This is a genomic window from Streptomyces daliensis (genome assembly GCF_054782395.1).
The window spans coordinates 15,227-39,604 of sequence record NZ_BAAGSO010000029.1 but is presented as its reverse complement, the minus strand read 5'-3'; the positions used below and the strand labels follow the sequence as shown (position 1 = coordinate 39,604).

Genomic DNA, 24,378 nt, shown 5'->3' with positions numbered 1-24,378 from the left:
GATGATCCGGCGCGTGACCACGAGTCGAACGGCCGACGCGCCGAGAGCGCCGGTCCACAGGTTCGACGTGGCCGAGACATCAGGAGAGAGACATGGCCAGCAAGGCTGAGAAGATCGTCGCCGGACTCGGCGGACTCGACAACATCGTGGAGATCGAGGGCTGCATCACCCGCCTGCGCACCGAGGTCGAGGACTCCGCCCTCGTCGACGAGGCGGCCCTCAAGGCCGCGGGCGCGCACGGCGTCGTCAAGATGGGCACCGCCATCCAGGTCGTCATCGGCACCGACGCCGACCCGATCGCGGGCGAGATCGAAGACATGCTGTGAGCACGTGAGGGCCGCGCCCTCACCCGGCGGCCGGGCCCACCCGGCGAAGGCCCGTTCCCCGGAACGGGCCTTACCGCTCTACGGGCTAGGCTCGCCCCCATGTCACGTATCGACGGCCGCACGGCCGACCAGTTGCGCCCCATCACCATCGAACGCGGCTGGAGCAAGCACGCCGAGGGCTCCGTCCTCGTCTCCTTCGGCGACACCCGGGTCCTGTGCAACGCCAGCGTCACCGAGGGCGTCCCGCGCTGGCGCAAGGGCACCGGCGAGGGCTGGGTCACCGGCGAGTACGCGATGCTGCCCCGCGCCACCAACACCCGAGGCGACCGCGAATCCGTCCGCGGCAAGATCGGCGGACGCACCCACGAGATCTCCCGCCTCATCGGCCGCTCCCTCCGCGCCGTCATCGACTTCAAGGCCCTCGGCGAGAACACCGTCGTCCTCGACTGCGACGTCCTCCAGGCCGACGGCGGCACCCGCACCGCCGCCATCACCGGCGCCTACGTCGCCCTCGCCGACGCCGTCTCCTGGGCCCAGGAGAAGAAGCTCATCAAGGCCAAGGCCCAGCCGCTGACCGGCACCGTCTCCGCCGTCAGCGTCGGCATCGTCGGCGGCGAACCGCTCCTCGACCTCTGCTACGAGGAGGACGTCCGCGCCGAGACCGACATGAACGTCGTCTGCACCGGTGACGGCCGCTTCGTCGAGGTCCAGGGCACCGCCGAGGGCCAGCCCTTCGACCGCGCCGAACTCGACGGCCTCCTCGACCTCGCGGTCAAGGGCTGCGCCCAGCTCGACGGCGCCCAGCGGCAGTCCCTCGCGAGCTGACCCGGAAGAAAGAGCCCGCGCCGGGAAACTTTGCCCGTGCTTTACGCGTCTCTACGGGTACGGGCCGTACGGGTCATGCCGTACGGTCCGTCCAACCACAGGGGAGAGGACCCGTAGTGCGCCGTCACCTCGCGCTCACCGCCACCGCCGTCAGCACCGCCGCCCTCGCCACCATGGCGCTGACGGGATGCGGGGCCGTGGAGAAGGCCCTGGACTGCGCCCAGACGGCCGCCACCGTCGCCGAGGCGGCCAACGACCTCCAGCAGGCCGTCTCGGACGCGGGAGAGAACCCGGAGCAGGCCCAGGAGTCCCTGGACCGCATAGACAAGAACCTCGACAAGATCGGTGACAGCACCGGGGACGCGGACGTCAACAAGGCCGTGGACGACCTCCAGACGGCCGTCAAGGACGCTGACAAGGCCGTCGACGAGGGCCGCACCCCGGACGTGAAGCCGGTCGGCGACGCGGCGGACGAACTGACCAAGGTCTGCACCTCGGGCTGACGGCCCCGAGCTGGAGGGCCGTCCGGGGCGACGGGCCCCGGGCTGACGGGCCCGCGGTGACGGCTCGGCGCCACCGGGCAGGGGCCGACGCGGCGGGGCGCGCCCCGCCGCGCCCTGGGAGGGGGCCCGGCCAGACCCGGGCTCCCTGGATAATCGGGTCCATGAGCAGCCCCACCCCCGCCCAGGCCACGACCCCCGAGCGCCGCCTCGTCCTCGCGACCCGCAACGCCCACAAGGTCACCGAACTCCAGGCGATCCTCACCGACGCGGGCCTCGCCCTCGAACTGGTCGGCGCCGACGCCTACCCCGAAGTCCCCGACGTCAAGGAAACCGGCGTCACCTTCGCCGAGAACGCCCTGCTGAAGGCCCACGCCCTCGCCCGCGCCACCGGCCTGCCCGCCGTCGCCGACGACTCGGGCCTCTGCGTCGACGTCCTGGGCGGCGCCCCCGGGATCTTCTCCGCGCGCTGGGCGGGCAGGCACGGCGACGACCAGGCCAACCTGGACCTGCTCCTCGCCCAGCTCTCCGACATCGACGCCGCCCACCGTGCAGCGCACTTCGCCTGCGCGGCGGCCCTCGCCCTCCCCGACGGCACCGAACGCGTCGTCGAAGGCCAGCTCCGCGGCACCCTCCGGCACGCCCCCGCGGGCGACGGCGGCTTCGGCTACGACCCGATCCTCCAGCCGGACGGCGAGACCCGCACCTGCTCCGAGATGACGGCGGCCGAGAAGAACGCGATCAGCCACCGCGGCAAGGCGTTCCGGGCGCTGGTGCCGCTGGTGCGGAGGCTTTTGGGGTGACCCATGTGGAAGGGCGCGGTACCTGATCAGGTACCGCGCCCTTCCACAGTAGGCCCGGTGGGACTCGAACCCACGACATACCGGACCTAAACCGGCACCCTCTTGCCAGCTGGGGTACGGGCCCACGGCGCATACCTTACTGGGTGCCTCCAGCACGGTTCGCGAAAGTCCCCGTCTGGCTGTGGCAGGACGGGCAGAGATACCGCAGGTTGCGGGCGCGGTTGTCGAGCCGGTCCCCGTTGACGTGGTCGATCTCCAGGACGAGGCGCCTGCCGTGCCATTCTTCGCCGGTGCCGCATTCTGCGCACACATAGGGGGCACCCGTTCCCTGGAGCGCCCTGTGCAACTGGGGCCGCCGGGTGCGAGGGGAGCCGGGCGGCAGGCGGCGCAGGATCCGTGCGGCCGGTACGCGGTTGGCGGCGGAGCGGCCATGGCGATGCCCTTGCCCGGTGAAGTGCGCCGTCGGAATGGCGTACCGCGTCAGGCCGAGTCCGATCCGGCGGCGCATGGCTCCCGAGTCGGGCAGGCCGAGCGCGCGAAGTACCCCCGCGACACTGACGGATTTCTCCACCGCCCTTCTCAACTCCGTCTCATCGATGTCCGGCCTCCGGGCGTGCGGGTCCCTGGCGAAGTGACTGGTGTCGATGCCATGGTGGATGAGCCGTCTGCGCAGATAGTCCCGCGCCCCGCTCCGAGGGGGCGTGCCGAGCCGTCGCAGCATGTCCGCCAGGCTCACGGACACCGCCGCGGTGGCGGCGAGGCGTTCGCGGGTGTAGCCGGGGCCCGGCGTACTCATCCGGCGGCCCTCCCCGCTCCGTGCCCCTCACGCGCGCCGCGCCCGTGAGCGTCGGTGCCGCCGGGGCCGCCCCGGCGCTTTCGGCCGCGGAAGGTGTCGGTCGCGGCATGGCAGTTGGGGCAGAGCAGGCGCAGGTTCCGCCGTCTGTTGTCCCACCAGTCGCCGTTGCGGTGATCGACCTCCAGCCGCAGCGGTCTGCCGTTCCACCGCGGGCCCGTGCCGCACAGTTCGCACACCTCGGCCACTCCCTCACGGAGCAGCGCCCGGCGCAGCCGCTCGCCGGAGACCCTCCCCGCCTGGGGCGTGCCCAGCGTAAGCCGCCCGCCCGGACCGCCCTCGCTCCTGCGGCGCCGTGGTGCGGTGGCCGTGAAGTGTGAGGTGTCCAGGCCCAGTGCGGCGATACGCCGTGCGATGTGGGCCTGGTTGCCGCCGACCGGGGCGATACCCAGCCGTCGTACGGTCTCCGCCACGCTCGACGAGGACCGGACGGCCTCGCGCAGCCGGGCCTCTGTGTGCCGGACGCCCGGGTGCTCGAAGTGCGAGGTGTCGATGCCCCAGTCGCTCAGCAGTCCGCGGACATAGCTGCGGCGTCCCGCCGTGGGTTCCACCCCCAGCCGCTCCAGCGCCTCCGTGAGCGTGCGGGACGCCGCGACCGCCTCGGCCAGCCGTTCCCGTGTGTACCTCGTGCCCATGCCTGCCCGCCCCCCCCGTCGACGCCACCGGCCCCGCCGGCGCCGTCGGCCCCGAATCGTGCGTACGTGCCTCTCTCGTACACGTAAACGAGCGCGCCCCTCCCGGGTTACGCCCGTCGGGGCCGCCGGGACCGACGGGGCCGCAGGGCTAGAAGCTGGGGGACTGGCCCTGGGCGCGGGCCATCGCCTCGGCCTCCTCCTTGGTGGAGACGGAGGGCGGCGAGCCCTCCAGGGGCTGGCGTGCGGTCTCCTTGAGGCAGGCCACCGTGATGATGCCGAGCAGCGCGGCGCCCGAGGCGTAGTAGGCGGGGGCGAGCGGGTCGCCGGTCTTGTTGACGAGGAACGTCATGACGCCGGGCGCCGTGCCGCCGAAGATGGAGGTGGCGATGTTGTAGCCGATGGAGAGGCCGCCGTAGCGCACGTCGGTGGGGAAGAGCGCGGGCAGGGTCGCGGACATGGTGCCGAGCAGGCAGACCAGGGGCGCGCCGAGCATCAGCAGGCCGATGAGCACGGCGACGAAGCTGCCCTGCTGGAAGAGCGCGAAGGCGGGGACGGTGAGGACGAGGAAGCCGACCATGCCCGTCATGAGGACGGGTTTGCGGCCGAAGCGGTCGTTGAGGTGGCCGACCCGCTGGATCACGAGCATCATCGCGACCATGGCGATGATGGCGGCGACCAGTTCCATCGAGTCCTTGTAGCCCAACTGGCTCGTCAGATAGGCGGGCATGTAGGAGAGCAGCATGTAGTCGGTGACGTTGTACGCCGCGACGAGTCCGATGCAGACGAGCAGGGTGCGCCACTGCTGCGCGAAGAGGGTTTTGAGTTCCTTTTGGGGGACGTTCTCCGAAAGTCGGGGTTCGGATTTCTCGTCGGCTGTGTCCGAAGTGCCGTGTGCGTGCTCGGCTGCCTTCTTCTGGAAGGCGGGGGTCTCGTCGAGTTTCATTCGGAGGTAGAGGCCGACGAGGCCGATGGGTCCGCCGACGAGGAAGGGAATGCGCCAGCCCCAGTCCTCCATGGTGCTGGTTCCCAGTGTGGTGTTGAGCAGGAGCACGAGTGCGGCGGCGCCTGTATATCCGGCGAGGGTGCCCAGTTCGAGGAAGCTGCCGAAGAAGCCGCGTTTCTTGTCGGGCGCGTACTCGGCGATGAAGGTGGCGGCGCCGCCGTATTCGCCGCCTGTGGAGAAGCCCTGTACGAGGCGGCACACGAGCAGCAGTACGGGCGAGGCGAGGCCGATGGCGGAGTAGGAGGGGATGAGGCCGATGCAGAAGGTGCCGGCCGCCATCAGCATCATGGTGAGGGCGAGGATCTTCTTGCGGCCGATGCGGTCGCCGAGCGGGCCGAAGAACATGCCGCCGAGTGGCCGTACCAGGAAGGACGCGGCGAAGGCGGTGAATGAGGCCAGGAGTTGTGTGCCGCCACCGCCGGGGAAGAAGACCTTGCCGATGGTGACGGCGAGATAGGAGTAGATTCCGAAATCGAACCACTCCATAGCGTTACCGAGGGCGGCCGCTTTGGTTGCCCGACGGACGGTGTGCTCGTCGGTGACGGTGATGTCGCTGCGGCGGATCTTCGGCTGCAAGCGGCGTTTCATTGCCCTGTAGAGGACGTGGTGCCGCTTTACGGCGGCCGGATCGGGTTCCGGGGCCTCGGTGTGCATGGACACATCTGTACCGCACACCGAGCCCTTTGACTCCGTGAATTACGCCTCGTGAGGTTTGAGCGCTGAAACGCCGGGAACTGGGTATCAGCCTTCGAGCTTAAGGTCTTTGATGAGTTTCGCGACGTGTCCGGTGGCCTTGACGTTGTAGAGGGCCCGCTCGACCTTTCCCTCCTCGTCGAGGATGACGGTGGAGCGGATGACGCCGGTAACGGTCTTGCCGTACAGCTTCTTCTCGCCGAAGGCGCCGTACGCCTCCATCGTCTCCTTGGAGGGGTCGCCGACCAGCGTTACCTTGAGGTCTTCCTTCTCGCGGAACTTGGCGAGCTTCTCGGGCTTGTCGGGGGAGACGCCGATGACGTCGTAGCCCGCGCCGGCGAGCAGCTGGAGGTTGTCGGTGAAGTCGCACGCCTGCTTGGTGCAGCCGGGGGTGAGGGCGGCCGGGTAGAAGTAGACGATGACCTTGCGGCCCCTGTGGTCGGCGAGGGAGACCTGTTTGCCGTCGGCGTCGGGCAGGGAGAAGTCGGGGGCGGTGTCGCCGGGCTGAAGTCGCTCGCTCATGTGCGCTCCTCGGGGGTCGGTGTTCAGGTCCCGAGGGTAGCCGGGGGCCGCCGATTGGGGGTGCCGTGGGGCGCGGGCCCGTGCGAGCTGACAGACTGTCCGGTAACCAGTGTGATTCGACGTACGAGCGACAGCGACGGAGGCAGCGCGGTGCCGGAAGCCAGGACCCCCGCGGACATCGAGGCGGACATTGTCCGCAGGCGGCAGGACCTCGCTGCCGCGCTGGACGAGATCGCCGTGCGCGTGCACCCGAAGACGATCGTCGGGGACGCCAAGGCGAAGGCCGCGGCGGCGCTGGACCGCTCCGCGGGCCGTGCCTATGTGGTGGCGAACCGTGCCGTCTCGGATGTGCGGGCGCAGTTCGTCGGTGAGGACGGGGCGCCGCGTCTGGAGCGTGTGGTGCCCGTGGCGCTGGTGACGGTCGCCGTGGTCGGCGGCTTGTTCGCGCTCTCGTCGAGGCGCCGCCGGGGCTGAGATACGGTCTAGCCGTGAGTTCCGATACGTCATCCAGGTCGTCCGCCCGGTCAGCGCGCTCAGGTGCGAGTGCCGCTCCGGAGCACCACGACAAGCTGCCGATCCGCATGCTGCACGACCGCGTGCTCGTGCGTACGGACATCGAGGAGGGCGAGCGCCGCTCGTCGGGCGGCATCGTCATTCCCGCGACGGCCGCTGTGGGCCGCCGTCTGGCGTGGGCCGAGGTGGTCGCTGTGGGGCAGAACGTGCGGACGGTGGAGCCCGGTGACCGGGTGCTCTACGACCCGGAGGACCGGGCCGAGGTCGAGGTGCGGGGTGTGGCGTACGTGCTGATGCGCGAGCGTGATCTGCACGCTGTGGCGGCCGAACGGCTCCAGGGTTCGGAGGACTCGACGGGGCTGTACCTGTAGCCGTCCGTAGCCGTCCGCGGCTTTCTGCGGCTTTTCGCAGCCGTCGTATGTGACGGCGGTGCACGTGTACGGGTGTGGCGGGGGGCCGAGGTCCCCTGTCACACCCGTACTGCGTCAGTGCCGGTCAGCCCGGCCGGCGTCCCCGCGTGCCCGGCCCGTCAGCGCGGTCACCACTCGTTGCGGTGGTAGGCGGCGCCGTAGGGTCCGCCCTCGGCCGCGCCGCCGTCCCAGCCGCCGCCCGGGGTGCCGGTGCCTCCGGACTCGCTTCCTCCGTTGACGTTGCCCTGCGTGTTGCCGCCCTCCATGCCGCCCGTCGGGGGGATGCCCGGACTGGTGGGGATGTCGGTCGGCGGGTCGGGCGTCTCCGGGGTGGACGGCGGGTCCTCGGGCTCCTCGCTGGTGGGCGGCGGCTGGGTGGTGGGCGTGTTGCTCGGCGGGGCCTGGGTGGTGGGCGGGTTCGTGGTGGGCCGCTGGGTGGAGGGGAGGTCGCCTCCGCCGTTCGTCTTCAGGTCGAAGTTCTTGACGGGCTTACCCTTCAGTGCCGCCTTGGTGTAGGAGCCCCAGATCTCCGCGGGGAAGCCGCCGCCGTTGACACGGTCGAGCCCTGCGGCCCCGTACAGCGGCTTCTGCACGCCGCTCTCGGAGTCCTGGCCCATCACGCTGATGACGGTGGCCAGTTCGGGGGTGTAGCCCGCGAACCAGGCGGCCTTGTCCTCCTCGGCCGTGCCCGTCTTGCCCGCTGCGGGGCGTCCGGCGGACTGCGCCGCCATGCCCGTGCCGCCCTTGACGACGCTCTGGAGCACCGAGGTGGTGGAGTCGGCCGCGGCGCGCGTCACCTTCTGCTTCGGGTCGTGGTCGGGCAGCTTGATGACCTCGCCGCCTCGGGTGGCTTTCTGGACGAGCGTGTAGTGCCCGTGCTTGCCGTGGTTGGCCAGGGACGCGTACGCCTCGGCCATGTCGAGGGTGGAGGCGGTGGCCACGCCGAGGGCGATGGAGCCGTCCTCTGGCATGTTCGGGGTCGCCTCGGGGAGGCCGAGGTCGATGGCGGTGTCCTTGACCTTCTTGGGGCCGACGTCGACGCCCATCTGCGCGAAGACCGCGTTCACCGACTTGTCCATGGCCTCGGAGACGGGGACCTGTCCGTAGGACTTGTGGTCCTCGTTCTCGGGCGCGTAGCCGGTGCCGTTGCCGTCGCTGACGACCTCGCGCTTGTTGGTGCCGTCGTACGTGGTGGCGGCGGTGATGCGGCGGCCGTCCTGGGTGGTGGACTTGTTCTGGATGGCCGAGGTGAACAGGAAGGGCTTGAAGGTGGAGCCGACCTGGTAGTCGCGGCGGGTGGCGTTGTTGACGTACTGCTTCGTGTAGTCGATGCCGCCGTACATGGCCACGACCTTGCCGGTCTTCGGGTCGACGGAGGCTCCGCCCGCGCGGACGTACTTGTCCACCCTGCGGTCCTTCTTGTCGAGCTTCTCCATCAGCCGCTTCTTGACGGCGGACGTCATCGCCTTCTGCTTCTTGGGCTCCAGCGTCGTGGTGATGCGGAAGCCGCCCCTGGCGAGGCGCTGCTCGTCGACGATGTCGTTGTCGATCAGGTAGTTCTTGACGGCCTCGACGAGATAGCCGCGCTGGCCGGAGAGGCCGACGGCGGGCTTGGCGCGGTCGGGCTCGGGGAACTTCATCTTGTCGCGCTTGGCCTTGCTCAGCCACCCTTCCTTGACCATGCCGTCCAGCACGTAGTGCCAGCGGGCCACGGCGCGGTCGCGGTTCTCGGGGTGTGCCTGGGTGTCGTACGCGTTGGGCGAGTTGACCAGGGCCGCGAGGTAGGCGCCCTCGGCGGTGGTGAGGTCGACGGCCTGCTTGCCGTAGTACGCCTCGGCGGCTGCCTGGATGCCGTAGGCGTTGCGGCCGAAGTAGCTGGTGTTGAGATAGCCGCGCAGGACCTCGTCCTTGCTGACCTCGCGGTCCAGCTTCAGTGCGATGAAGAACTCTTTGGCCTTGCGGGTGACCGTCTGTTCCTGGTCGAGGTAGTAGTTCTTCACGTACTGCTGGGTGATGGTGGACCCTGACTGCCTGGAGCCTCCGGTGAGCATGTTCCAGCCCGCGCGGAGCATGGCCTTGGGGTCGACGGCCGACTCGTGGTAGAAGTCGCGGTCCTCGGCCGCCAGGACGGCGTGCTGCGCGGGCTTGGGGATCTGGGAGAGGTTGACGTTCTCCCTGTTGACCTCGCCCTGGCGGGCCAGCGTGGAGCCGTCCGCGTAGAGGAAGACGTTGGCCTGGGTGGCCGCCGCCGAGTTGGGTGCCGGGATGCTCACGAGCAGGTAGCCCGCGACGAGTCCGCCGGAGATGACGAGAACGATCAGCAGCAGCCCGCCCAGCACCATGCGCCAGGTGGGGATCAGACGCCGCAGTCCCGTTCTCCGCTTGTCACCCTCGTCGGCGAGGGGCTTCGGTTCCCAGCCCTCGGCCCCGTTCTTCGGCTCGTCACTCATCTCTACAGGGACTCCTCGTCCAATATCGGGCGATTCCCGTCGTACGCCCCATAGAACACTGTCGCACCATCCGTGCCGGTCACCGGGGGCGAGCCACACCAGGGACGGCACGGCGCCGGGGTCGACCGGCCATCCGCCGTCACCCCATCCGGTGAATAATCCTTGGGTGCCCACTCGAACAGTGGGCTAGGCTCCCTCGCTCGGTCTCGTACGGAAGTGCTACTTGAAAGACGGGGGAGGGGCTCAAAAGGATGCGCCTGTTCCGTCTCTATTTCGCTGTGGCGGCGGGTGGTTTCCGGCGTTACGCCACATACCGGGTGGCGACGGCGGCAGGCGTCTTCACCAACACCGTCTTCGGCCTCATCCTCGCCTACACGTTCATCGCCCTGTGGACCGAGCGCCCCCATCTGGGCGGCTACGACCAGGCACAGGCCCTCACCTTCGTCTGGACGGGGCAGGCGCTGCTCGCCGCCGTGGCCCTCCTCGGAGGCGGATTCCAGGAGGAGCTGCAAGAGCGTATCCGAACGGGTGACGTGGCCGTCGACCTCTACCGACCCGTCGACCTCCAGCTCTGGTGGCTCGCCGCGGATCTGGGGCGGGCTGCCTTCCACCTGGTGGGGCGGGGCGTGCTGCCCATGGTGGCCGGGGCGCTGCTCTTCGAACTGGCCCTGCCCACGTCGCCCTTGACCTGGCTGCTGTTCCTGCTCTCGACCGGGCTCGGCTTCCTCACGGGCTTCGCGATCCGCTACCTCTTCGCGCTCGCCTCCTTCTGGCTGCTGGACGGCGCGGGCGTGAACATCCTGAGCATGCTGCTCAGCGCGTTCTTCTCCGGGATGGTGCTGCCGCTGACGGTCTTCCCCGGCGCCTTCGGCGAGGTGGCCCGCTGGCTGCCCTGGGCGGCGACGCTCCAGGTGCCCGCCGATGTGCTGCTGGAGGAGCACCGGGGCACCGGGGCGCTGGGCGCGCTGGCCTTCCAGGCCGGGTGGGCGGTCGTACTGCTGGCGGCCGGGCGGCTGACGCAGTCCCTCGCCACACGGAAGGTGGTGGTCCAGGGTGGCTGAGCCCGCACCGACGGCCCCCATGGGCGCGCGGGAGGGGATGCTCGCGCGGACGTGGTACGGGCTGCGCGCGTACGCCTTCATCGTCGCGATGTGGGTGCGCTCGACCATGGCCTACCGGACGTCCTTCGTGATGATGGCGGCGGGAAACTTCGTACTCACGGCGCTCGACTTCCTCGCCATCATGATCATGTTCTCCCATGTGGACGCCCTCGGCGGCTTCTCGCTGCCCGAGGTCGCCTTCCTCTACGGCACATCCAGTACGGCCTTCGGCCTCGCCGACCTGCTGCTCGGCTCCTTCGACCGGGTCGGCGGCAGGGTACGGGACGGCACCCTGGACACGATGCTGGTGCGCCCCGTGCCGGTGCTGGCGCAGGTCGCCGCCGACCGCTTCGCACTGCGACGGCTGGGCCGCGTCACCCAGGGCGCACTGGTGCTGGGGTGGTCGCTGACACAGGCCGACATCGAATGGACGCTCGTCTCGGTGCTGCTGGTTCCCGTGATGCTGCTGAGCGGCGCTGCCCTGTTCGGGGCGCTGTTCGTGCTGGGCGGCGCGTTCCAGTTCTGGGCGCAGGACGCGGCCGAGGTGCAGAACTCCTTCACGTACGGCGGCACCACGCTGCTCCAGTACCCGCCCAGCGTCTTCGCCAAGGACCTGGTGCGCGGGGTGACGTTCGTGGTGCCGCTCGCCTTCGTGAACTGGCTGCCCGCACTGCGCGTGCTGGGCCGCGACGACCCCCTCGGCCTCCCCGGCTGGGTGGACTTCGCCTCGCCCCTGGTGGCGGCGCTGTGCTGCGCGCTGGCCGGGCTGGCGTGGCGGGGCGGGCTGCGCGCGTACCGCAGTACGGGCAGCTAGGGCGGGTGCCCCGGGGCGGGGCGACGGGGTGGGGCGACGGGGCGCCGTGAGACGTACAGGCGAGAGAGAGGCGGACATGGGCGGGCGTGAGGACATCATCGTGCTGGAGGGTCTTGAGAAGGTCTTCCAGGTCCGGCGCGGGGGCGTGTTCGGGCGGCGTACCCGCAAGGAGGTACGGGCCGTCGACGGCATCTCCTTCACCGTCGCGCGCGGGGAGATGGTCGGCTACATCGGCCCCAACGGCGCCGGGAAGTCGACCACCATCAAGATGCTCACCGGCATCCTCACGCCGAGCGGCGGACGCCTGCGCGTCGCCGGAATCGACCCTTCGAGGGAGCGGACCCGGCTGGCCCGGCGCATCGGGGTGGTCTTCGGGCAGCGCACGACGCTGTGGTGGGACCTGCCGCTGCGCGACTCCTACGGGCTGGTGCGGCGCATGTACCGCATCCCCGAGGCGCGGTACCGGGCCAACCTCGAACGGTGCGTCGAGCTGCTGGACCTCGGCGACCTCCTGGAGGTGCCGGTGCGGCAGCTCTCGCTCGGGCAGCGGATGCGCGGCGACATCACGGCGGCGCTGCTGCACGACCCCGAGGTGCTCTACCTCGACGAGCCGACGATCGGCCTCGACGTCGTCAGCAAGGCGACCGTGCGCGGCTTCCTGCGCGACCTGAACGCCGAGCGCGCCACGACGGTCCTGCTGACGACGCACGACCTCAGCGACATCGAGCAGCTCTGCCGCCGGGTGATGGTCATCGACCACGGGCGGCTGATGTACGACGGGGCGCTGAACGGGCTGCACGAGGTGGGGGAGAGCGAGCGGACGCTGGTGGTGGACCTGGCGCGAGAACTGCCCCCGATCGAGGGAATCGAGGGCGCGCGGACCGTACGGACGGAGGGGCCGCGCCAGTGGCTCGCCTTCCCGGCGGCGGCGAGCGCGGCGCCGATCGTCTCGCGGCTCGCCGCCGACTATCCCCTGGTGGACCTGTCGGTGCGCGAGCCGGACATCGAGGACGTCATCGCCCGGATGTACTCGGGGCGGTGAACCGCGCGGGGTCGGTCGCGTCGCGGGCCCCGGCGGCGCCTTCGGTCCCGGCGGCCTCGACGGCTCCGGCGGCGCCTTCGGCGTCTTCGGGCGTCAGAGCTTCGCGGGCGTCGAGCCCTTGAGCTGCTTGAGGTCGAGGGCCTCGGCCATCGCGCGGTAGCCGTTGTCGCTCGGGTGCAGGTGGTCGCCGGAGTCGTAGGCCGGGCGGAGCCGCTCGGGGTGTGCGGGGTCGCGCAGCGCGGCGTCGAAGTCGACGACCGCGTCGAAGACGTCGCCGGCGCGGATCCGCTCGTTGACCTGCTGCCGTACGGCGTCCAGGTGCGGGCGGTAGCCGCGGTGGCCGCCGAAGGGCGTCAAGGTGCCGCCGACGACCCGCAGCCCCCGGTCGTGCGCCTGCGCGACGAGCTGCTTCAGCCCGTCCACGATCTTCTCGGGGTCGCGCTGGCGCGGGGGCTTGAGGATGTCGTTGAGGCCCATCTCTATGACGACGGCCTTCACGCCCGTGTGGGAGAGGACGTCGCGCTCCATGCGGGTGAGTCCGCTGGGGCCGTTGTTGGGCGAGTAGCGGCTGCCGTCGACGAGGACGCGGTTGCCGCTGATGCCGCCGTTCAGCACGCTGTAGTCCGGCGCGCCACGCTCGGTACGCAGGCGCTCGGCCAGGAAGTCGGTCCAGCGCCGGTTGGCGCCGGGGCTGGAGGTGATGCCGTCGGTGATGGAGTCGCCCAGCACGGCGACCGCGCCGCGCGTCTCGGCCGTCCACACGTCCACGCCGGTCAGATAGCGCCAGTAGGGGCTCTGCTGGGTGAAGGCGGTGCCCGCGGTCTCGTCGGCCTGGTCACCGTTGGCGACGTAGCTGGTCTGCCGTGCGTACGGGTGGTACGTCACAGGGCCCGAGGCGTCCGGTGAGTACGTGGTGACCAGCAGGTCGGCCGCGTGCGGCACGTTCAGCCTGACCGAGTCGCTCGTCGCCGTGCCGCCCGCGGGGATGGTCACCGAGGCGTTGTTGCCGAAGGTGAGGCTGCGCATGGTGCCCGTCGCCGCCGTCGGGTTGCTGGGCGCGGCGGCCAGGGCGAGCGTGGCGTGCGAGATGGTCAGCGGGCGGGTGCCGTAGAGGTTGGAGAGCTTGATGCGCGCGCCGGTGCCGCCGACGGACGTGTGGACCACGTTCCGTATCGACATGTCCGCGTAGCCGTCCTTCGTGTGGGGCTCGGCGGCCACGGCCGCCGCGGCCCAGGTGCCGACCCAGGAGCCCGCCGAGGCGGGAGCCGCGGAGTTGCGCGCATGCGGGGATGAGTCGTCCAGGCCGTTGTCGTCGCTCCCGACGCCGATGAAGATGGCGGTCGAGACGAGGACAACGATCGCCGCGAGTCCGGCGAGCAGGGCATAACCCATGTTCCTGGTCATGCGCGGTGTGTCTCCTCGGGCAGGCGGAGCCCGAGGCTCCGAGTTGTCGGCGGTGTCATGATCCCACGATCGCCGAAAGGGCCCCCGGGGCCGGCCGGGCTCGTGGGTCAGGGGGACAGCGACGTCACCCGGACTGACAGACGCCAGGAATCCGTCCTTCGTTCCCTCCATCGGGCAGCTTGGGACACTGTAGGGGGGACAGGGCGAACGATGGAGCGGGATGGAACGGACAAATCAGGGCGATCACGCCGCTCGGAATGATGCCCACGTGAGGGCAATCACAAGCGGCGCCGTCGAGCGCGGAGGGGGCGACGAGGGGGAGCGCGGGGAGCGCGGGGGTGTGCCGGAACCCGTCGACCAGGAGCGGGTCGCCGGAGCCGCCTCCGGCCGTACGGCTGAACGCGCGGACACGGGCGTGTCCGGTGCGGGAGCCGCAGCGGGGGCGGGTGCGGATGCCGGTTCCGGCGCCGGTGCCGGTGCCGGTACCGGTGCTGTGGACGGGCAGGGGCCGTCGGGTGGCCGCAACGGCGGGCGGCAGCGGCAGCGGCGGCGCACGGGCTCGCCCGGCGCGATGGGCGTGTTCACCGCGGCGGACGAGGAGCGGCAGCGCGGCGTACGCCGCATGAAGACCATCGCGACGGGCGCCCTCGCCCTCATGGCGACCGTCTTCGTCCTGGCCAAGTGGGCGCAGAGCGCGGGCGCGGGAAGCTGGACCGGCTACGTCGCGGCGGCGGCCGAGGCCGGGATGGTGGGCGCGCTCGCCGACTGGTTCGCGGTGACAGCGCTGTTCCGGCATCCCATGGGCCTGCCGATCCCGCACACCGCGATCATCCCGACGAAGAAGGACCAGCTCGGCCGGAGCCTGGGCGACTTCGTCGGCGAGAACTTCCTGTCCGGCGAGGTCGTGCGCTCACGGCTGAGCGCCGTCGGCATCGGCAGCAGGCTGGGCGCCTGGCTCGCCGAGCCCGACCACGCAGAGCGCGTGACGGCGGAGCTGGCCACGGCGCTGCGCGGGGCGCTGGCCGTGCTGCGGGACTCCGACGTCCAGGCCGTCGTGGGAGAGGCCATCACGCGCAGGGCCGACGCGCAGGAGATCGCGCCCGGACTCGGCACGATGCTGGAGAAGGTGGTGGCCGACGGCGGGCACCGCCGGATCGTGGACCTGGTGTGCGTACGCGCCGCCGAGTGGCTGGAGGTGCACAGCGACTCGGTCATGGACGCGGTGACGGGCGGCGCCCCCGGCTGGACGCCGCGCTTCGTGGACCGGAAGGTGGGCGAGCGCGTCTACCGCGAGCTGCTGCGCTTCGTCACCGAGATGCGGGACATGCCCGACCACCCGGCGCGCGGCGCGGTGGACCGCTTCCTCTCCGACTTCGCGCACGACCTCCAGACCGGCCAGGAGACCCGCGAGCGCGTCGAACGGCTCAAGCGGGAGGTGCTGGGGCGCGGCGAGGTGCAGGACCTGATCGCCTCGGCCTGGAACGCGGTGCGCACGATGATCGTCGCCGCGGCCGAGGACGAGCGCAGCGAGCTGCGGGTGCGGGCGCGCGCGGCGCTGCTGTCGCTCGGCGCGCGGATGGCGGCCGACGGGCGGCTCCAGGGGAAGGTCGACGGCTGGGTCGAGGGCGCCGCGGTGTACGTCGTCACCACGTACCGGGACGAGATCACCTCCCTCATCACCGAGACCGTCGCGGGCTGGGACGCGGAGCACACGTCGAAGAAGATCGAGGCCCACATCGGCAGGGACCTCCAGTTCATCCGCATCAACGGCACGGTCGTCGGCTCCCTGGCCGGACTCGCGATCTACACGGTGGCGCGGTTCTTCGGGGTGTAGGCGCGAGGGGTGCGGGTTCGCTGGAAGGGGGGCGGGGCCTGGTAAGTGCGCGGCGCAGGGCTTATCGTGCGCGCGATGCGAGCGCGGGTGGTGACGCAGGGGCGCGGACACCGCGGCGGCCGGGGCGAGTGGGCCGCGCGGGCGCTGTGGGGTGCGGCCGAGGCGGCCGTGACCTTCGGGCTGGTGGTCCTGCTGCTGGTGGCGCACCAGTTGTGGTGGACGAACCGGCAGGCACGGGCCGACGCGCGAAGCCAGGTGGAGTCCCTGGAACGGCAGTGGGACCGGCCCGGAACCGAGGACTACGGGGACGCTGATGACGGCGCGGGGTCCAGCGACGGGGACGGTGCGGGCGACGCGGACGGTGCCGGAGAAGGCGGCTCCGGTTCCGCGGGGGCGGGGCAGGCCGGGGGCGGCGGACGCGCGGAGCGGCCCCGCTGGGACCAGGCGTACGCCGTGCTGCGGATCCCGGAGATCGGGGTCACCGCGCCCGTGGCCGAGGGCATCAGCAAGGCGGGCGTGCTCAACAAGGGCTACGTCGGCCACTATCCGCACACCGACGACCCCGGCGAAGCGGGCAACTTCGCGCTGGCCGGGCACCGCAACACGCACGGCGAGCCGTTCCGCTACATCAACCGGCTGCGGGCCGGGGACACGGTCGAGATCGAGACGTCGAAGGCCCGCTACGTGTACGCGGTGGAGCGCACGGTCCCGCGTACGACGCCCGGCGACGGGACGGTGCTCAGGCCCGTCCCCTACAGCAGCGTCCACAAGCAACAGCGGATGGACGGCCCCGGCTACTACCTCACGCTGACCACCTGCACCCCCGAGTACACCTCCACCTACCGGCTCGTGGTGTGGGGGCGGCTGAAGAGCGTGGAGCCGCGGTAGGGAACCGGTTGTCGGTGGCGAACGTTAGTCTGATGAACGCGGAGTTGAGAACGAGTGGGACGAGTGGAAGGGGGACGGCGTGATCTATCGGACCGCGCAAGCGTGGCGCCTGTCTCTCGTCGCGCTGCTCCTCGCCGTCACCGGCCTCTTCCTCACCGAGAGCGGCCTGGCCACCGCGCTGACGGGCGCGGCAGCGGCGGCGGCCGTGCTGCTGCTGTGCCACACCGTGCTGCTGGCGGTGGCCGCCGCGGCGCCGCCCGTCCCGCCGGGGCGAATACGCACGGCGATACGCGACCGCGAGCGCCGCACGGCCTTCCTGCCGCAGCGTGATCCGGACGCCTCGGGGCGTCCGCGTCCCCGAGCGCCGGGCCGTCGCGCAGCGACGGCCGCGTAGGCGCCCGGCTCCCTTCACCGCAGAACCGTCGGCTCACTGGCTCATCGGGCCACTGGCCCCTGACCGCTGACCCCTGCCCTTGATCACCGCGGTGGTCTCCGGTCCGGTCACGGGCGACGGTTCCACCGGGTGGGCCCGCGCGGCTCGTCGCACCGAATCCTGACCGGTCCGGTTCGACGAGACCCCGTGGAGGGCTCAGCCATGTCCGTCTTCGCATTCCTTGTCGCCTCGCTGTCCGAGGCGCTCGACCCGCTCTTCGGCGCCGCTGCCACGGCCGCCGCGATCGTCGCGTTCACGCTGTGCGTGCGGCTCGCCCTGCATCCGCTGGCGCGTGCCGCGGTGCGGGGCGAGCGCGTACGGGCCAGGCTGGCGCCCCGCATGGCCGAGGTGCAGCGCAAGCACGGCAAGGACCCGGAGCGGCTGCGGCGCGAGATGTCGCGGATGTACGCGGAGGAGGGCGCTTCCCCGGTCGCCGGGTGCCTGCCGATGGTGCTCCAGTTGCCGTTCTTCTTCGTGATGTACCACCTGTTCACCACCGACGAGGCGCTGCTCTCCCACACTCTGCTCGGCGCCCCGCTCGGTGGCCGGTGGACCGACGCGCTCGGTGAGGGAGGGGTGTTCGGGCAGCAGGGGCTGGTGTATCTGGGCCTGTTCGCGCTGATCGCGGCCGTGGCGACGTGGACGTATCTGCGCACGCGCCGCCTCACGAAGGCGACGGCCGACGCGAACGCGGCGAGCGGTGCGGGCGCGGGCACGGGTGCGGGCGCGGCGGCGCCGGGCGTTCCCGGTGGTGCGGCCATGGCCAGGGTGCTGCCGCTGCTGGCCTTCGGCACCTTGGTCACGGCGGCGGTCGTTCCGCTCGCGGCCGGGCTCTATGTGGCCACCACCACGGCCTGGACGGCGGTCGAGCGCGCCGCGCTCGGGGCGGGGAAGCCGCCGCAGCCCGCAACGGTGGCGGACGGGTCGCGGGAGAGGGAGAAGGGGAGGGAGCGGTCGAAGGTGAAGGAGGGACGGGCCCGGTCCAATACGTGAACGGGGTCTTGTGGTTCTGAACCCCCTCTTGGAGGATCGAACATTCCATCTCGATGGCCGTCCCCATCGGTGTCCTCGACCTCGGGAGTGTGACCTTGAAGCTGCTGCGTGTCGGAACGGTGGGGGCGGAGCGCCCGGCGCTGCTCGACGAGAGCGGTGCACTGCGGGATCTGAGCGGCCTGGTGCCGGACGTCGACGGTGCGCTGCTGGCCGACGACGCCGCGCTCGCGCGCGTACGGGAGGCGGCCTCGGCGGGCACCTTGCCGGTGCTGGAGGCGTCGGGGCTGCGTACGGGCGCGCCGGTGGCCCGTATCGGCAAGGTCGTGTGCATCGGGCTGAACTATCACGACCACGCGCGGGAGACCGGGGCCCCCGTCCCGGAGGAGCCGATCATCTTCATGAAGGCCCCGGACACCGTCGTCGGCCCCGACGACACGGTGCTGGTGCCGCGCGGCAGCCGGAAGACGGACTGGGAGGTCGAGCTGGCCGTCGTCATCGGCCGTACGGCGCGCTATCTGGAGACGGACGAGGAGGCGCTGGCCTCGGTCGCCGGGTACGCGGTGGCGCACGACGTCTCGGAGCGGGAGTTCCAGATCGAGCGCGGCGGCCAGTGGGACAAGGGCAAGAACTGCGAGACGTTCAATCCGCTCGGCCCCTGGCTCGTCACCGCCGACGAGATACCGGACCCGCAGGCGCTGACCCTGCGGCTGTGGGTCAACGGGGAACCGAAGCAGGACGGCACCACGGCCGAGCAGATCTTCCCGGTGGCGGAAGTGGTGCGCTACGTCAGCCAGTTCATGACCCTCTATCCGGGCGACGTCATCAACACCGGCACACCGGCGGGCGTCGCCATGGGGCAGCCCGAGCCCAAGCCGTATCTGCGGCCCGGCGACGTGGTGGAGCTGGAGATCGAGGGGCTGGGGCGGCAGCGCCAGGAGCTGAAGCAGGGCTGACGCTGACGGCGCGACGGGTCCCGGGGCGACGGGCCCCGGGGCCCGGGGCGTGAACCCCGGGCCCCGGGCCCCTGGGACCTGTGGCCGCTATGCCAGGGAGACCGTCCTGCCCTCGCGCGCCGACGTACGGGCCGCCTCCAGGACGCGCAGCGCCTCGGCGGCCTCGGCCGCCGTCACCGGGGGAGCGGTGCCCTCGCGCAGGGCGGTGGCGACGGCGGCGTAGTAGGCCGGGTAGTCGCCGGGCAGGGTCGGCACGGCGCGTGCCTCGTCCAGCGCGCCGAGCGTGCCCCGCGCCGACTCGGGCTCCACGCCCCACGGCCCGTCCCCACCAGGGCGTTCGCCCTCGCGCAGGGCGGCCTCCTGGGGGTCGAGCCCGTACTTGACGTACGCGGCCTCGCTGCCCAGCACCCGGAAGCGGGGCCCGAGCTGCGCTGCGGTGGCGCTCATCCACAGGTGGGAGCGGACGCCGTTCGCGTGGGTGAGGGCGATGAACGTGTCGTCGTCGGCCTCCGCGCCCGCGCGGCGTACGACGGACTCCGCGTAGACCGAGCCGACGGGCCCGAAGAGGGTGAGGGCCTGGTCCACGAGGTGGCTGCCCAGGTCGTAGAGGAGGCCGCCCACGTCGGCCGGGTCGCCCGACTCGCGCCAGCCGCCCTTGGGCTTGGGCCGCCAGCGCTCGAAGCGGGACTCGAAGCGCCAGACCGTGTCGCCGAGCGCGCCCTCGTCGAGGAGCGCGCTGAGGGTGAGGAAGTCGTTGTCCCAGCGCCGGTTCTGGAAGGCGGACAGCAGCAGCCCGCGCTCCTCGGCCAGCGCCGCCAGCTCCTCGGCCTCGGCGGCCGTCGGCGCGAGCGGCTTGTCCACGACGACGGGCAGGCCCGCTTCGAGGGCGCGCCGGGCGAGATCCACGTGGGTGCGGTTCGGGGAGGCGATCACGACGAGGTCGAGCGCGTCGGCGCGGGCGAGGAGTTCGCCCGCCGAGGCGACGGTACGGACGCCGTCGCCGTGCTCGTCCCTGACCTGCGCCTGGCGCGCGGGGTCCGAGGTGACGACCGTGTCCAGGGCCAGCCCTTCGGTGGCGGCGATGAGCGGCGCGTGGAAGACGGAACCGGCCAGGCCGTAGCCGATGAGGCCGACGCGGAGGGGAGGGGTGACAGCGTCCATGGCCCCACTTTCGCACGGTCGTCCGTACGGGTGCCGACGTGTCCACGCGCCGGTCCGCGCGTGCGGCGCGGACTTGACGGGCGTTGCTCCGAATGGGCGGCATTCGCCGGGTGAAAGCGGCGGAGAATGCCGACTTCCTCCGGCGGGCACGTCGCGCGTGGCATGTTCCTGGACACCGGCCCGCCTCGGCGCCGGTGCCCGAGCGGTCAGCCCAGCAAAGGTCCGTCCCATATGCGCGTGCGCACAGCTCTCGTCCTCGGCAGCGTCGGTCTCTCCCTCGCCACGACGGCCACAGCGGCCACGGCGGCTCCGGCCGCGACGGCCGCTCCAGCCGCGACGAGAGGGCCCGTCGCCGCCGCCACGGTCCCCGGCCCCTCTGATCCCGCCGACCTCACAGGTCTCGCGGTTCCCGCGCCGCGCACACCGGAGTGCGGGGAGCGGGAGCGGCAGCGGGACGGCCGCTCCCCGCAGGGCGGCGCCGAGCCCGCGTCCCCGCGTGCGCTCACGGCGCGGCTCCACGGCCTCACCCGCACATACGAGGCCGGTGGCGGCTGGCGCGAGCTGCGGTTCACCTTCCGCAACGCCACGGGCGGCCCGTGCCGGGTGAGCGACCCGGCCGTCGTGCTCCGCGACGAGGAGCAGACACTGCGCGCCGACCAGATCCACATGCGGTTCCGCGACCGCGCCGAGCACGTCGACGGTGCACCGAAGAGGGCGGCGGGCGCCTGGAAGCCGGTGCGCTTCCGGCACACCGCGCACGGGGAGAACACCGGAACGCTGGAGGGGCGCGGCTTCGCCGGGTACGTGGTTCCGGCGCGCGGCGAGGTGACCGTGCGGGCGCTGCTGCGGTTCAGCGGGGAGACGGCCGACAACCTCGTACGGGCGAGCGCGGGCACGGCCCTGCGCCCCCGCTCCGGCTCCGGTGCGTCCGGGGTCGCCGTGACGGGCGCGTCCCGTCCCGTCCTCTTCGCGATCAAGGGCGCCCCCGACCGCCCCGCCCGGCGCACCCACTCCGCCGACCCCGCCGACCCCGCCGACCCCGCCGACCCCGCCGACCCCGGCGACCCCGCGCCCCGCGACCACTCCGCCGACCCCGGACCCCGCACCGGCACGGAACCCCGCACCGGGCCCGAGCCCGAGCCCTCGGACCGGCCGGGCGGTACGCGGCTGAACCCGGCGCTGCGGCCCGTACGCCTGCCCGCGCCCGAGGCGTCCGCGGCGCCCGTGCCGGACGGCCCGTGGGAGCAGGGCCGCCCCGCCGTCGGCCCCTGGCGCTGACCTCGCCCGCATCGCCTCCCGTATCGCCCTGGGCCGAGCCCCAGTGCTCCGGCGAACTCTGAACGCTTCCCACGGCTGCACGGCGTCCTGGCAGGCAAGGAGCAGCAGCCGCCTGCCCGGCAACCGCCGTCAGGCGCTCCCCGCCGATGCCCAGGCACCGCGATCGAGCGCGGTCAGACGGGCTGGCCCATGGGCCGGATGGTCAGGGTGTTGAGGTCGACGCCCGTCGGCTGGTCGAGGGCGAAGCGGATGGCCTCGGCGACGGGCTGGGGAGGCAGGGCGAAGGAGGGAACGCCGGCGCCTTGCCAGAAGGCGGTGTCGATCATGCCGGGGTTGACGAGAGTGACGCCGATGCCGCGGGTCGTGGCGTGCAGGCGCAGGTTCTCGGCGAGTCCGGTGGTAGCCCACTTGGTGGCCGAGTAGAGGTTGGCGGGAGAGTTCTTCAGCCCGGCGACGCTGCCGATGAGCACCAGCTGTCCGCCAGTGAGCTCAAGGTGGGGCAGGGCGGCATGGGCCAGCAGGGCGGGGCCGAGGACGTTGGTGAGGACCATGGGCGACCACAGCGCCGGGTCACCGGCCCCGATGGAGTCACCGGACATGAATCCGGCGTTGGCCACCGCCGCGTCAAGGGCGCCGAAACGCTCCACGGTGCGGGTCACGGCCGACTCGGTGGCCTGCCAGTCCGCCGCGTCCGCGACCATGCCCAGCAGCCGGTCTGGGTGGCCGGTCTCGTCGAGGAACGTCTTCAGTCTGCTCTCGTCGCGGCCGGTGACGGCCACGCGGTGGCCGCGGTCGAGGAGCAGCCGTGCGGTGTGGGCGCCGATACCGCTGGTCGCGCCGGTGATCAGTACGGTCTTGCTGGTCATGGTCGTGCTCCTGAAGCGTGGATGGGGATGGGGATGGAGATGGGGACGGGGGACGGCGTACGGCGGTCCGCGATGAAGGAGTGCCGTTCAAGTCCGCCGACCCCACGAAACCGGCGCCGTCAGGGGCGGACAAGGTCGCGTCTATGGGGGGTATAAACACAACCTCTCTCCGTCGGCCGGACCATGGGTACCGTGGGCGAATGGAACCCCCGTCCGGAAACCACGCCGGGAGCCACCCGGACAACCGCTCGGACATCCGCGACTTCCTCATCAGCCGACGCGCCAAGCTCACCCCGGAGCGGGTCGGGCTGCCCACCAGCCGACGGCGCCGGGTTCCGGGACTACGGCGCGAGGAGGTCGCGGCCCTCGCCGGTGTGAGCACCGAGTGGTACACGCGGCTGGAGAAGGGCCACATCGGCGGCGTCTCCGAGGACGTGCTGGAAGCGGTCGCGCGGGCATTGCTCCTCAGTGAGGACGAGCGCACCTACCTGCTCGATCTGGCCAGAGCGGCTCGCCCCGCCCGCCGCGGGTCGCCCCGCCGCAAGGACGTCACGATCCCGTCCCCCGTCCAGTGGATGGTGGATTCCATGACGATGGCCCCCGCCTTCGTACGCACCGGCCGTTTGGACATCGTCGCGAGCAATGCGCTGTGCAGGGCCCTGTACTCGCCGATGTTCGACAGCGACACCACCGGCGACCGGGGCTGCGCCAACTTCCCCCGCTACTTCTTCCTCGACCCCGGCTCCCCCGGCTTCTTCGTCGACTGGGAGGAGGGCGCGAGGGCCACGGTCGCGGTGCTCCGCGCTGAAGCCGGACGCGAACCTCACGACCGGGCCCTGCGTGAGCTGGTGGGTGAACTGTCCACGCTCAGCGCCGACTTCCGCACCATGTGGGCCAGCCACGACGTCCGCATCCATCACGAAGGCGTCAAGCGGCTGAACCATCCCGAAGTCGGCCGCCTGGAGCTGACCTTCCGCTCCCTGGACCTCCCGCTGCCTCAACGGGCCGTCCACGACCTGATCATCTACACGGCCGAGCCCGGCACCGCCTCGGAGGACCGCCTCAAAGTCCTCGCCAGTTGGACAGCGCCGCAGACCTCACCCGCGGACGCGGAACCGGTCAGCCCGCCCCGCTGACCTCACGCTTCACCGCGCGGGTGGCGCGGCGCCCGCGTCCGCGCATGCCGTGGCCTGAAAAGATGCCGCTGTGGATATTCCGTACGACAGCAGCGCTCCCGTCCGCGCCGGTATACCCGAGCACGGGCGGGTCCCGAAGTACTACGCGGTGAAGGCGAAGATCGTCCCGCTCCTCGACGAGCTGGGCGAGGGCGGCACCCTGCCGACCGAGCGCGATCTCGCCGTGCGCTTCGAGGTCTCCCGCGAGACGGTGCGGCAGGCGCTCCGCGAACTGGTGCTGGAGGGGCGGCTGCGCCGTGCGGGGCGCGGGACGGTCGTCGCCGGGCCGAAGCTGGCGCAGCCGCTGTCGCTGGCCAGCTACACGGAGGGCGTACGGAAGCAGGGCCGCGTCCCGGGCCGTCACCTCATCGGCCTGGAGCGGCACCCGTGCCCCGAGCGGCTGGCGGGGGAACTGGCCGTCGAACGCGGCACTCCGGTCTGGCACATGGAGCGGGTGCTGCTCGCGGACGACGAGCGGGTGGGCATCGAGAGCACGTACATCGCGGTGGAGCGCGTGCCGGACCTGGAGCGGGACTTCGACCCCGACTCCTCCTTCTACGGGTACCTCAGCGAGCGGGTCGGCATCCGCTTCGGCGACGCGGACGAGCGGCTGGAGACGGTGCTCGCGACGCCGCGCGAGGCGCTGCTCGTCGGCACCTCGCCAGCGCTGCCGATGCTGCTGATCCACCGGCTCTCGCGGGACACCGAGGGCCGTCCACTGGAGCGGGTGCGCAGCCTCTACCGAGGCGACCGGTTCAGTTTCACCACACACCTGGGCGACGGGAACTGACAGGAACTGAGCGCTCCGCCCGGCCCTCCGCCCCGCTTTTCCGGCTGACGAGCCGCTGACCAGCCCGAACGCAGCCACCCGACGCAGGTAACGAGGATATAACGGGTCTGGGCC

25 protein-coding genes and 1 tRNA gene are annotated in these 24,378 nt (G+C 71.8%); 17 read left to right on the top strand and 9 right to left on the bottom strand.

Going from position 1 to position 24,378, the window contains the following annotated elements; all coding sequences use genetic code 11:
- The first annotated feature begins 92 nt into the window (after nt 1–92).
- From ACYVOO_RS06590 to rdgB, 4 genes are all read left to right on the top strand, one after another.
- Entirely contained in the window at nt 93–326 is a 234-nt protein-coding gene (locus ACYVOO_RS06590) for a glucose PTS transporter subunit EIIB (RefSeq protein WP_461014681.1), read from the top strand.
- A 99-nt stretch (nt 327–425) separates the two neighbouring features.
- Nucleotides 426–1,151 carry a ribonuclease PH gene (gene rph, locus ACYVOO_RS06585; RefSeq protein WP_461014680.1) on the top strand — a complete coding sequence of 242 codons (726 nt, stop codon included), beginning with the start codon at nt 426–428 and terminating at the stop codon, nt 1,149–1,151.
- A 173-nt stretch (nt 1,152–1,324) separates the two neighbouring features.
- Nucleotides 1,325–1,654, top strand: coding sequence for a hypothetical protein (locus ACYVOO_RS06580; protein ID WP_453348869.1), 330 nt, complete (start codon nt 1,325–1,327; stop codon nt 1,652–1,654).
- Nucleotides 1,655–1,815: 161 nt separating this feature from the next.
- A complete protein-coding gene (rdgB, locus tag ACYVOO_RS06575) occupies nt 1,816–2,454 on the top strand; it encodes an RdgB/HAM1 family non-canonical purine NTP pyrophosphatase (protein ID WP_461014679.1) in 639 nt (212 codons plus the stop codon).
- A 49-nt stretch (nt 2,455–2,503) separates the two neighbouring features.
- Here the strand turns inward: rdgB and ACYVOO_RS06570 are convergent.
- From ACYVOO_RS06570 to bcp, 5 genes are all read right to left on the bottom strand, one after another.
- A tRNA-Leu gene (locus ACYVOO_RS06570) sits at nt 2,504–2,578 on the bottom strand.
- Between the two features lie 12 nt (nt 2,579–2,590).
- Nucleotides 2,591–3,250: an HNH endonuclease signature motif containing protein gene (locus tag ACYVOO_RS06565; RefSeq protein WP_461014678.1), complete on the bottom strand. Its 660-nt coding sequence runs from the start codon at nt 3,248–3,250 to the stop codon at nt 2,591–2,593.
- Nucleotides 3,247–3,942: an HNH endonuclease signature motif containing protein gene (locus tag ACYVOO_RS06560; protein ID WP_461014677.1), complete on the bottom strand. Its 696-nt coding sequence runs from the start codon at nt 3,940–3,942 to the stop codon at nt 3,247–3,249. The genes ACYVOO_RS06565 and ACYVOO_RS06560 overlap by 4 nt, the downstream gene beginning before the upstream one ends.
- Before the next feature lie 148 nt (nt 3,943–4,090).
- Nucleotides 4,091–5,599, bottom strand: coding sequence for an MFS transporter (locus ACYVOO_RS06555; RefSeq protein WP_461014676.1), 1,509 nt, complete (start codon nt 5,597–5,599; stop codon nt 4,091–4,093).
- 87 nt (nt 5,600–5,686) lie between these two features.
- A complete protein-coding gene (gene bcp, locus ACYVOO_RS06550) occupies nt 5,687–6,160 on the bottom strand; it encodes a thioredoxin-dependent thiol peroxidase (protein ID WP_453348813.1) in 474 nt (157 codons plus the stop codon).
- A gap of 150 nt (nt 6,161–6,310) precedes the next feature.
- Here bcp and ACYVOO_RS06545 point away from each other — a divergent pair, with 150 nt between their 5' ends.
- Nucleotides 6,311–6,634, top strand: a complete 324-nt coding sequence (locus tag ACYVOO_RS06545) for a DUF3618 domain-containing protein (RefSeq protein ID WP_453348868.1) — start codon at nt 6,311–6,313, stop codon at nt 6,632–6,634.
- A gap of 107 nt (nt 6,635–6,741) precedes the next feature.
- On the top strand, nt 6,742–7,044 hold the full coding sequence (locus ACYVOO_RS06540; RefSeq protein ID WP_453348867.1) for a GroES family chaperonin: 303 nt from the start codon (nt 6,742–6,744) through the stop codon (nt 7,042–7,044).
- A 167-nt stretch (nt 7,045–7,211) separates the two neighbouring features.
- On the opposite strand, the gene ACYVOO_RS06535 is transcribed toward ACYVOO_RS06540, so the two are convergent.
- On the bottom strand, nt 7,212–9,533 hold the full coding sequence (locus tag ACYVOO_RS06535) for a transglycosylase domain-containing protein (RefSeq protein WP_461014675.1): 2,322 nt from the start codon (nt 9,531–9,533) through the stop codon (nt 7,212–7,214).
- A gap of 251 nt (nt 9,534–9,784) precedes the next feature.
- On the opposite strand from ACYVOO_RS06535, the gene ACYVOO_RS06530 reads away from it, so the two are divergent.
- The 3 genes from ACYVOO_RS06530 (at nt 9,785) to ACYVOO_RS06520 (ending at nt 12,489) form a co-directional block, all read left to right on the top strand.
- Entirely contained in the window at nt 9,785–10,594 is an 810-nt protein-coding gene (locus ACYVOO_RS06530) for an ABC transporter permease (RefSeq protein WP_461014674.1), read from the top strand.
- A 19-nt stretch (nt 10,595–10,613) separates the two neighbouring features.
- Nucleotides 10,614–11,447, top strand: a complete 834-nt coding sequence (locus ACYVOO_RS06525) for an ABC transporter permease (RefSeq protein ID WP_461014769.1) — start codon at nt 10,614–10,616, stop codon at nt 11,445–11,447.
- A gap of 76 nt (nt 11,448–11,523) precedes the next feature.
- Complete coding sequence (locus ACYVOO_RS06520) at nt 11,524–12,489, top strand: ABC transporter ATP-binding protein (RefSeq protein WP_461014673.1); 966 nt, start codon at nt 11,524–11,526, stop codon at nt 12,487–12,489.
- 93 nt (nt 12,490–12,582) lie between these two features.
- Here ACYVOO_RS06520 and ACYVOO_RS06515 read toward each other — a convergent pair whose 3' ends face one another.
- Entirely contained in the window at nt 12,583–13,893 is a 1,311-nt protein-coding gene (locus tag ACYVOO_RS06515) for an SGNH/GDSL hydrolase family protein (RefSeq protein WP_461014672.1), read from the bottom strand.
- Between the two features lie 220 nt (nt 13,894–14,113).
- Here ACYVOO_RS06515 and ACYVOO_RS06510 point away from each other — a divergent pair, with 220 nt between their 5' ends.
- The 5 genes from ACYVOO_RS06510 to ACYVOO_RS06490 all read left to right on the top strand — a co-directional run bounded on the left by ACYVOO_RS06510 (nt 14,114) and on the right by ACYVOO_RS06490 (nt 18,994).
- A complete protein-coding gene (locus tag ACYVOO_RS06510) occupies nt 14,114–15,727 on the top strand; it encodes a DUF445 domain-containing protein (protein WP_461014671.1) in 1,614 nt (537 codons plus the stop codon).
- Between the two features lie 75 nt (nt 15,728–15,802).
- Entirely contained in the window at nt 15,803–16,615 is an 813-nt protein-coding gene (locus tag ACYVOO_RS06505; RefSeq protein WP_461014670.1) for a class E sortase, read from the top strand.
- 82 nt (nt 16,616–16,697) lie between these two features.
- Nucleotides 16,698–17,009, top strand: coding sequence for a DUF6412 domain-containing protein (locus ACYVOO_RS06500; RefSeq protein ID WP_453348864.1), 312 nt, complete (start codon nt 16,698–16,700; stop codon nt 17,007–17,009).
- 201 nt (nt 17,010–17,210) lie between these two features.
- Nucleotides 17,211–18,041 carry a YidC/Oxa1 family membrane protein insertase gene (locus ACYVOO_RS06495; RefSeq protein WP_461014669.1) on the top strand — a complete coding sequence of 277 codons (831 nt, stop codon included), beginning with the start codon at nt 17,211–17,213 and terminating at the stop codon, nt 18,039–18,041.
- A gap of 95 nt (nt 18,042–18,136) precedes the next feature.
- Nucleotides 18,137–18,994, top strand: coding sequence for a fumarylacetoacetate hydrolase family protein (locus ACYVOO_RS06490; protein WP_461014768.1), 858 nt, complete (start codon nt 18,137–18,139; stop codon nt 18,992–18,994).
- An 87-nt stretch (nt 18,995–19,081) separates the two neighbouring features.
- On the opposite strand, the gene ACYVOO_RS06485 is transcribed toward ACYVOO_RS06490, so the two are convergent.
- A complete protein-coding gene (locus ACYVOO_RS06485) occupies nt 19,082–20,155 on the bottom strand; it encodes a Gfo/Idh/MocA family oxidoreductase (RefSeq protein ID WP_461014668.1) in 1,074 nt (357 codons plus the stop codon).
- Nucleotides 20,156–20,392: 237 nt separating this feature from the next.
- Here ACYVOO_RS06485 and ACYVOO_RS06480 point away from each other — a divergent pair, with 237 nt between their 5' ends.
- Nucleotides 20,393–21,433: a hypothetical protein gene (locus tag ACYVOO_RS06480; RefSeq protein WP_461014667.1), complete on the top strand. Its 1,041-nt coding sequence runs from the start codon at nt 20,393–20,395 to the stop codon at nt 21,431–21,433.
- Nucleotides 21,434–21,606: 173 nt separating this feature from the next.
- Here ACYVOO_RS06480 and ACYVOO_RS06475 read toward each other — a convergent pair whose 3' ends face one another.
- Nucleotides 21,607–22,299 carry an SDR family oxidoreductase gene (locus ACYVOO_RS06475; protein WP_461014666.1) on the bottom strand — a complete coding sequence of 231 codons (693 nt, stop codon included), beginning with the start codon at nt 22,297–22,299 and terminating at the stop codon, nt 21,607–21,609.
- Between the two features lie 200 nt (nt 22,300–22,499).
- Here ACYVOO_RS06475 and ACYVOO_RS06470 point away from each other — a divergent pair, with 200 nt between their 5' ends.
- The gene (locus ACYVOO_RS06470; protein WP_461014665.1) at nt 22,500–23,435 is read left to right on the top strand and encodes a helix-turn-helix transcriptional regulator; all 936 of its coding nucleotides are present in this window, start codon (nt 22,500–22,502) and stop codon (nt 23,433–23,435) included.
- A gap of 70 nt (nt 23,436–23,505) precedes the next feature.
- Nucleotides 23,506–24,264 carry a GntR family transcriptional regulator gene (locus ACYVOO_RS06465; RefSeq protein ID WP_461014664.1) on the top strand — a complete coding sequence of 253 codons (759 nt, stop codon included), beginning with the start codon at nt 23,506–23,508 and terminating at the stop codon, nt 24,262–24,264.
- Nucleotides 24,265–24,378 lie beyond the last annotated feature (114 nt).

What these genes read in the sequence shown, in the direction of transcription:
- ACYVOO_RS06475 (WP_461014666.1), bottom strand. Translation starts at nt 22,299, where the DNA reads ATGACCAGCAAGACCGTACTGATCACCGGCGCGACCAGCGGTATCGGC.
- ACYVOO_RS06580 (WP_453348869.1), top strand. Translation starts at nt 1,325, where the DNA reads ATGGCGCTGACGGGATGCGGGGCCGTGGAGAAGGCCCTGGACTGCGCC.
- ACYVOO_RS06555 (WP_461014676.1), bottom strand. Translation starts at nt 5,599, where the DNA reads ATGCACACCGAGGCCCCGGAACCCGATCCGGCCGCCGTAAAGCGGCAC.
- ACYVOO_RS06505 (WP_461014670.1), top strand. Translation starts at nt 15,803, where the DNA reads ATGCGAGCGCGGGTGGTGACGCAGGGGCGCGGACACCGCGGCGGCCGG.
- ACYVOO_RS06485 (WP_461014668.1), bottom strand. Translation starts at nt 20,155, where the DNA reads ATGGACGCTGTCACCCCTCCCCTCCGCGTCGGCCTCATCGGCTACGGC.
- rph (WP_461014680.1), top strand. Translation starts at nt 426, where the DNA reads ATGTCACGTATCGACGGCCGCACGGCCGACCAGTTGCGCCCCATCACC.
- ACYVOO_RS06525 (WP_461014769.1), top strand. Translation starts at nt 10,614, where the DNA reads ATGGGCGCGCGGGAGGGGATGCTCGCGCGGACGTGGTACGGGCTGCGC.
- ACYVOO_RS06495 (WP_461014669.1), top strand. Translation starts at nt 17,211, where the DNA reads ATGTCCGTCTTCGCATTCCTTGTCGCCTCGCTGTCCGAGGCGCTCGAC.
- ACYVOO_RS06470 (WP_461014665.1), top strand. Translation starts at nt 22,500, where the DNA reads ATGGAACCCCCGTCCGGAAACCACGCCGGGAGCCACCCGGACAACCGC.
- ACYVOO_RS06515 (WP_461014672.1), bottom strand. Translation starts at nt 13,893, where the DNA reads ATGACCAGGAACATGGGTTATGCCCTGCTCGCCGGACTCGCGGCGATC.
- ACYVOO_RS06565 (WP_461014678.1), bottom strand. Translation starts at nt 3,250, where the DNA reads ATGAGTACGCCGGGCCCCGGCTACACCCGCGAACGCCTCGCCGCCACC.
- ACYVOO_RS06590 (WP_461014681.1), top strand. Translation starts at nt 93, where the DNA reads ATGGCCAGCAAGGCTGAGAAGATCGTCGCCGGACTCGGCGGACTCGAC.
- ACYVOO_RS06535 (WP_461014675.1), bottom strand. Translation starts at nt 9,533, where the DNA reads ATGAGTGACGAGCCGAAGAACGGGGCCGAGGGCTGGGAACCGAAGCCC.
- ACYVOO_RS06560 (WP_461014677.1), bottom strand. Translation starts at nt 3,942, where the DNA reads ATGGGCACGAGGTACACACGGGAACGGCTGGCCGAGGCGGTCGCGGCG.
- rdgB (WP_461014679.1), top strand. Translation starts at nt 1,816, where the DNA reads ATGAGCAGCCCCACCCCCGCCCAGGCCACGACCCCCGAGCGCCGCCTC.
- ACYVOO_RS06530 (WP_461014674.1), top strand. Translation starts at nt 9,785, where the DNA reads ATGCGCCTGTTCCGTCTCTATTTCGCTGTGGCGGCGGGTGGTTTCCGG.
- ACYVOO_RS06510 (WP_461014671.1), top strand. Translation starts at nt 14,114, where the DNA reads ATGGAACGGACAAATCAGGGCGATCACGCCGCTCGGAATGATGCCCAC.
- ACYVOO_RS06540 (WP_453348867.1), top strand. Translation starts at nt 6,742, where the DNA reads ATGCTGCACGACCGCGTGCTCGTGCGTACGGACATCGAGGAGGGCGAG.
- ACYVOO_RS06520 (WP_461014673.1), top strand. Translation starts at nt 11,524, where the DNA reads ATGGGCGGGCGTGAGGACATCATCGTGCTGGAGGGTCTTGAGAAGGTC.
- bcp (WP_453348813.1), bottom strand. Translation starts at nt 6,160, where the DNA reads ATGAGCGAGCGACTTCAGCCCGGCGACACCGCCCCCGACTTCTCCCTG.